We start from the raw sequence: 6,000 nt of genomic DNA, 5'->3' as shown, positions 1-6,000 counted from the left end.
AAGATAAACATGATTATCACGAAAAGCATGACCATGATAATGATAAATATGATTATCATAAAAAATATGACTATGATGATGATAAACATGATTATTATGAAGATAAATATGAACAGTATGAGAAAGATAAATGGGAAGAAAAGAAGAAAGAAGAGTATCATAAACATAATGAGGATTATGAGTGTGATGTTAAGTGTCATCGAGGATCAGATGATGGTATTACAAGCAGGGATTTCGATGAATACGAGATTCTCATAAATAAATCTAAAGAAAATCAAGAAATAGATCCTTATGATTTTAAATTAAGAGGAGCTATAGGAGACTTCTTCAATAATATTACAAAAGGCTTTGAAGAGGTAAAAGGCAAATTTAAAGAAATTAAGTATTGTAAGTGGTTCAAAGTAAAAATAAATAGTATAGACGATATGTGTAATACTGCTGATTATAATAAATATACAGTGGCATATTATCCAATGCTTAATTATTATCCATACATAAAGAAATATGGATACTTCTTTATTGGATATAAGTGTGATTCAAATGGTAACCTTAAATATATAGTATATGGAGTTCCAGGTAAAAAGGATAAGGATGAACAACCTTATGTTGGAAAGACAGGATTCGTTACATGGATTAGTTCGGATGATGATAAAAATGGCTGCTGGTTAATGTTCTATGATTTTAAAAACTCTAATATAGTTGTACCTATGAAATAGGATATTTTAATGAATAAAAAGCAAATTTTTGTGACCTTTATCCTAGCTATGCTCATGATATTGTTATTTTTTGTTGAAAAGCTATTTGATAATAAGTTCAATGATATTACTGTAATAAATAATAACATGGGAAAGTTAGAAGAGTATTATATGAAAAATGGAGAGTTTTCATATTCATTACCTAATAGCTGGAGTAAAGAAGAAATAGTATCTGAAAAATGTGGAATTTATAAAGTTCAATTTAAAGATAGTGATAATAACATTATTGGAAGTATTGAACTTATTACTAATAGCGATAGTATAGATACTATTGCTAAGAATGATATAGATAACATGATTTTGCAAAAAGATAAAGAAGAGATTGAAGAGTTTCAGTTAGGTAATAATAAAGGGATTAAAGTTAAATATAAGACAAAGGTAAGTAATAGATACAATTATATTAACAGCGGTTATTATATTCCTATGAATTCAGCTGAAAAAATTAAGGTTACTTTTATTGTAAAAGAAGATAATTACAATGATGATATGTGTGCTGTTTTTAATACTATAGTAGAAAGTATTAACAAATAAGCAATTGCTATTAGTAAGGTAAAGTATTATAATTTAAATGTTAGGAGAGGCCGAATTAAGCTTCTCCTAATTATCTATAATAAAAATTTAATAATAATTTGGAAATGGAGATAAGTATAGTGAAGAAATTTAGGTTATTGGCATTAAGCTTAATAGTACTATTGACAACTTCTCTTTCAGGATGTAGTTTACTTAATAATGGGTTAGTAAAACTAAATCTAAAAAATAATGATTTTGACTATATAAAAGAGAATAAAGTTGAAAAAATTATTATACAGAGTACTAGGGATTCTGGTTTTAGGTTTATAATGAATGATTCTAGTGCCATTAATGATGTATATAAAATTTTAAGTAGCGGTAAGGTAAAAGAGAAGAAAACAAGTTTAAGTCCAGATTATTTGGTGGAAGTTTATGTTGGCGATGAGGTAAAAACTTATGATTATGTTGTAAGTGTAGATGAAAGAGGCGTTGGTAACTTCTATGATGATGATAAGGTATATTCAATTTCTCAGAAATTAGATGATACTATATTATCGAATCTATCAACAATAAGAAAACCAAAGAACTTCGAAGATATATATTATAATTCAATTTTAGATGTTGTTAAGCTTAAAAAGGATGATTTAACATCTGGTGATAACAAAGTTGGTATTAATATTAATGGGGATGTTGATTGCTTAAAATATATGTTTTCTGTAGATTTAAATACTTTTGAAAAGAATTTAAATAAATATATTCCAGGAGCTGAAGTTACAGATAGTGACACTAGTGACTATGATACTGTTATAACTGTTAAAAATAGAGGGTATAGCACAAAGATATTTAAAACAACTATAGTTGTGGATGATAAGATTAATAAGAGCTATGAAACTTATTATGTCCAAGGAAATTATCAAAATAAAAAGTGGAACATAGTTGTAAGTGAGCCAAATGTTAAACCTGAAAATTGGTAGGCTTACAAAGGGAGGAAGGTAATTATGAGTAATTGTGACAATTGTGCAAGTAAAGATAAATGTGCATCACAGGGAGTAACGTCATGTGATACATCAATAAAGGTTTTACCTAAGTATGGAAACATAAAGAATGTAATTGGTGTTATAAGTGGTAAAGGTGGAGTTGGTAAGTCAACTATAACAGGAATTATGGCGACTATTTTAAGAAGTAAAGGATATAAAGTAGGAGTTCTTGATGCTGATATAACAGGACCTTCTATGCCTAGATTCTTTGGTATAAATCAAACAAGAGCAAAAATAACACCTTTAGATGAACAAAATGTTAAGTTCACACCAGTAGAAACATCAACAGGAATTAAGGTTATGTCTTTAAATCTAGTAACTCAAGTTGAGGACCAACCTGTAATATGGAGAGGGCCTGTAATAACAGGAGTATTAAATCAACTATACGTTGATACTGAATGGGGAGATTTAGATTATTTATTAATAGATATGCCACCAGGAACAGGTGATATTGCATTAACTGTAATGAATGATTTCCCATTAAAAGAACTTGTTATAGTTTCTACACCTCAAGATATGGTATCTATGATAGTAAAGAAAGTAGTACATATGGCTGAGAAAGTTAAAATCCCAGTAAAGGGTGTTGTAGAAAATATGTCATATATAGTATGCCCAGGATGTGAAACAAAAGTTCATGTATTTAGCAAGAAGTCAGCAGAGGAACATGCTGAATATTTAGGTCTTCCATTAATCGGAGAATTACCTATAGATTTAGAATTTACAGAAGCATTAGAAAAGGGTGAAGCAGAACAATATGTACTTGATAATCCTTTATATTCATTAATATTTGAAGGACTATATTAATAATAATTAGAATTTGGGTAATAATATGTGTGTGAGTAACTTTAAAGTTAAGGAGGAAAACATATTATGATAGCAAAAGTTGATCAAGATACATGTATAGGATGTGGATTATGTCCATCAATTTGTGATGAAGTTTTTGAACTTAAAGATGATGGCAAATCACATGTAATTGTAGATGAAGTTCCAGAAGACTGTGAAGATGCAGCAAAAGAGGCAGAAGAAAGCTGTCCAGTTGATGCTATTGAAGTAGAATAAAGATATGTACCTCTGAATGATTTTAAATTATTCAGATACATATATAAAAATAACAACTCATTAAAACAGGTATTAATTAACCAATTTTAATGAGTTGTTATTTTTTAAACAGAAAACAAATCAAATGAAAAGAAAAATTTGAAATGCAATTTTATTATATATAGAAATCATATAATTGCCAAGTTAAGAATTATTAATATTACTAAATGTTACATTTTTTTGATTATTTTTTGAAAAGGAATTATACTTAAAATTACTATACATATAACACAATCTGCAGCTACCATTGGAGCATTTACTACAAAAGAATAAATCCAAGGATTCATTCCATAATCTGCAGCATATGAGCCAAAGAAAACTACTCCAGATATAAAATGACATATGAATTTTAAGAAAAATACAAATGCAGTTCCTATTCTAGGTTTATTCTTAAAATAACCAGCAAGTCCAATAGCTATTGATGGAAGTGGGTAATCAAAGAGTACTTGAACAGGATGAACGAAGTATGGATCAAGGAAAAGATTTAATACTCCATATAAAAAACCAGCAAGAATTCCTATTTCAGGTCCATACATAAAGGAAATTAATAAAAGAGGTATCATACCTCCTAAGGTTACACTACCCCCCATAGGAAAGTGATAAATTCTAAAAACCTGCAATACACAAGATACAGCTAAAGCTATTCCTATACGAGCAATTATAGTTGGTGTAAGTTTCACTTTTTTAAAGTTGAATAAAAGAATGATTATTATAGCAATACCTAAAAGACCTATTAGTGAAGTAAAATTAGCCATTATATCATTTATTTTAAAAGAAAAATTACTAAAATAGGAAATAGCTCTTTCGGACCAATCAGAAAATAAATTCATAAAAAACCTCCTATAAAGATAGCTAGGAGATACAGCTTGCTATAACTCCTAGCAATATATTATATATTTCCTAATTTTAGTGTTTAATTTATAAAAAGTCAATTAAACCATTTGAAATTACACTAGATTGATTATATCTATTACTGCTGCAAGGCAAATTTTCATTAGGAAAATCTAAAGTATCACCAATTTGAGCAGCTTTAATTGTGTTGGATGGTATAGATAGTATTCTTCCATCTTCAAGAGCAATATAGGCCTCAATATTATTAAAATCTACAATAGTAACTTTCATGAATATAACCTCCTAGGTTTAGGATGGCTAAAAAAAAATAAGATATACACAAAATTAAGTGTATATCTTATTTATTAATAGATATCTTTATAAATAATTTTAAAAACCTTTAAAGATTCTTCTATTCTAGGTTTTAATATAGCTTTCTTTTTTTCAAAATTATCTTTTCCCTGATCAGTTAAGCGATATATCTTTTGAAATTTCTTTTCTGGATTATCCCATTCACCAATTATATCGCCGCTTTTTTCAAGCTTTTTTAATATAGGATATATACCCCCTGTACTTGGAGTCCATAAACCTTTAGTTCTCTTACCAATTTTATTGGAAATATCATTTCCGTTTGAAGGATCAAGGCTTAAAATATGAAGAACATATATAGGAAGAAGACCTTTTGTAAAAATCTGACCAACTAAAGCTTGTTCTTTATGCTCTTTTTGTGATTTTTTAAGTTCCTTAACGTTTTTCTTGTATTCTTCGTATAAAAGTTTTTCTTCAGATTTTATATCCTTATCTGAATAATTCATGACACTATATAACCTCTTCTACAACAAAGCCAATAAGACCAGGACCTGTATTAAGACCAAGAGCAGGACCGATAACTCCACGGTGCATCTCATTAATATTATCGTTATTTAGATCTTTTAAGTTATCAAATAAAATATCTCCTTCAACCTTATTATCAGCATCCATAACCCAGAAATTACACTTACCTTTAGCTAAATGTTCTTCAGCAATTTCTTTTAACTTGCTAATAGCTTGTTTTTTACCTCTTGCTTTAGCATAAGTACGGAATGTTCCATCTGGATCTATAGTTATTAATGGCTTAATGTTTAAAAACTCGGCTATAGTTCCTGCTACCTTACCGATTCTTCCGCCTCTTTTTAAATATTCTAATGTATCAATAACGAAGTATGTTTCAGTTCTTGAACGTTTATCTTCAAGAGTTTTTACTATTTCATCAAAACTTTTTCCTTCATTTATCATCTTTGCTGCATGAAGAACAATAGCACCTTCAGCCATTGTAAGAGTTTTTGAGTCAAAGATATAAGTTGTTAAAGCTGGATGATCTTCAACTAATAATCTTACTGAATTCCAAGTACCTGAGAATTGACTTGAAATAAAAATACCGATTACATGAGTGTAACCTTCGTTTTCTAAGTCACATAAAATACTATCTATTTTTTCAACACTAGGTAATGATGTTGTTGGTATTTCTTTATCTAATGATTTAAACAGTTCATGAGGAGTTATAGTTACACCATCTTCAAATTCTTTATCAGAATAGATTATTCTAAATGGTGCAGAATATATATTATATTTTTTTAATAACTCTGGAGTTAAATCAGCTGCACTATCAGTTAATATTGCAATTTTTTGCATGGATATACCTCCTATAAATTCGATGGATAGTAGGTTTTAAAATAAAAAACCTTATCACTATTGATAAGGTTAACTATATCACTATTGATAAGTTATAG

The 6,000-nt window shown here is 28.4% G+C and carries 8 protein-coding genes and 1 pseudogene; 5 read left to right on the top strand and 4 right to left on the bottom strand.

Features of this window, described 5'->3' with window-relative positions:
- From BM384_RS17540 to BM384_RS03495, 5 genes and pseudogenes are all read left to right on the top strand, one after another.
- Nucleotides 1–716: pseudogene (locus tag BM384_RS17540) on the top strand (hypothetical protein); the annotation flags it as partial.
- Nucleotides 717–725: 9 nt separating this feature from the next.
- A complete protein-coding gene (locus BM384_RS03510; protein ID WP_090011128.1) occupies nucleotides 726–1,286 on the top strand; it encodes a hypothetical protein in 561 nt (186 codons plus the stop codon).
- Nucleotides 1,287–1,405: 119 nt separating this feature from the next.
- Entirely contained in the window at nucleotides 1,406–2,239 is an 834-nt protein-coding gene (locus tag BM384_RS03505; protein WP_242945945.1) for a YhfM domain-containing protein, read from the top strand.
- A gap of 24 nt (nucleotides 2,240–2,263) precedes the next feature.
- Nucleotides 2,264–3,106, top strand: a complete 843-nt coding sequence (locus tag BM384_RS03500) for an Mrp/NBP35 family ATP-binding protein (RefSeq protein ID WP_090011124.1) — start codon at nucleotides 2,264–2,266, stop codon at nucleotides 3,104–3,106.
- A 66-nt stretch (nucleotides 3,107–3,172) separates the two neighbouring features.
- Nucleotides 3,173–3,361, top strand: coding sequence for a ferredoxin (locus tag BM384_RS03495; RefSeq protein ID WP_090011122.1), 189 nt, complete (start codon nucleotides 3,173–3,175; stop codon nucleotides 3,359–3,361).
- Nucleotides 3,362–3,570: 209 nt separating this feature from the next.
- Here BM384_RS03495 and thiT read toward each other — a convergent pair whose 3' ends face one another.
- From thiT to BM384_RS03475, 4 genes are all read right to left on the bottom strand, one after another.
- Nucleotides 3,571–4,230, bottom strand: a complete 660-nt coding sequence (gene thiT / locus BM384_RS03490; protein WP_090011120.1) for an energy-coupled thiamine transporter ThiT — start codon at nucleotides 4,228–4,230, stop codon at nucleotides 3,571–3,573.
- A gap of 88 nt (nucleotides 4,231–4,318) precedes the next feature.
- On the bottom strand, nucleotides 4,319–4,522 hold the full coding sequence (locus tag BM384_RS03485; protein WP_090011118.1) for a hypothetical protein: 204 nt from the start codon (nucleotides 4,520–4,522) through the stop codon (nucleotides 4,319–4,321).
- A 74-nt stretch (nucleotides 4,523–4,596) separates the two neighbouring features.
- Nucleotides 4,597–5,046, bottom strand: a complete 450-nt coding sequence (locus BM384_RS03480) for a PadR family transcriptional regulator (RefSeq protein WP_090011116.1) — start codon at nucleotides 5,044–5,046, stop codon at nucleotides 4,597–4,599.
- Nucleotides 5,047–5,050: 4 nt separating this feature from the next.
- Entirely contained in the window at nucleotides 5,051–5,902 is an 852-nt protein-coding gene (locus tag BM384_RS03475) for a DegV family protein (RefSeq protein WP_090011114.1), read from the bottom strand.
- Nucleotides 5,903–6,000 lie beyond the last annotated feature (98 nt).

This window comes from Clostridium sp. DSM 8431 (genome assembly GCF_900116755.1).
GTDB lineage: Bacteria > Bacillota > Clostridia > Clostridiales > Clostridiaceae > Clostridium.
The sequence above is the reverse complement of the archived record's forward strand: the minus strand, read 5'-3'. Positions and strand labels throughout refer to the sequence as shown.

Coding starts and splice junctions, on each gene's coding strand:
- BM384_RS03510 (WP_090011128.1), top strand. CDS start 726: ATGAATAAAAAGCAAATTTTTGTGACCTTTATCCTAGCTATGCTCATG.
- BM384_RS03500 (WP_090011124.1), top strand. CDS start 2,264: ATGAGTAATTGTGACAATTGTGCAAGTAAAGATAAATGTGCATCACAG.
- BM384_RS03495 (WP_090011122.1), top strand. CDS start 3,173: ATGATAGCAAAAGTTGATCAAGATACATGTATAGGATGTGGATTATGT.
- thiT (WP_090011120.1), bottom strand. CDS start 4,230: ATGAATTTATTTTCTGATTGGTCCGAAAGAGCTATTTCCTATTTTAGT.
- BM384_RS03485 (WP_090011118.1), bottom strand. CDS start 4,522: ATGAAAGTTACTATTGTAGATTTTAATAATATTGAGGCCTATATTGCT.
- BM384_RS03480 (WP_090011116.1), bottom strand. CDS start 5,046: ATGAATTATTCAGATAAGGATATAAAATCTGAAGAAAAACTTTTATAC.
- BM384_RS03475 (WP_090011114.1), bottom strand. CDS start 5,902: ATGCAAAAAATTGCAATATTAACTGATAGTGCAGCTGATTTAACTCCA.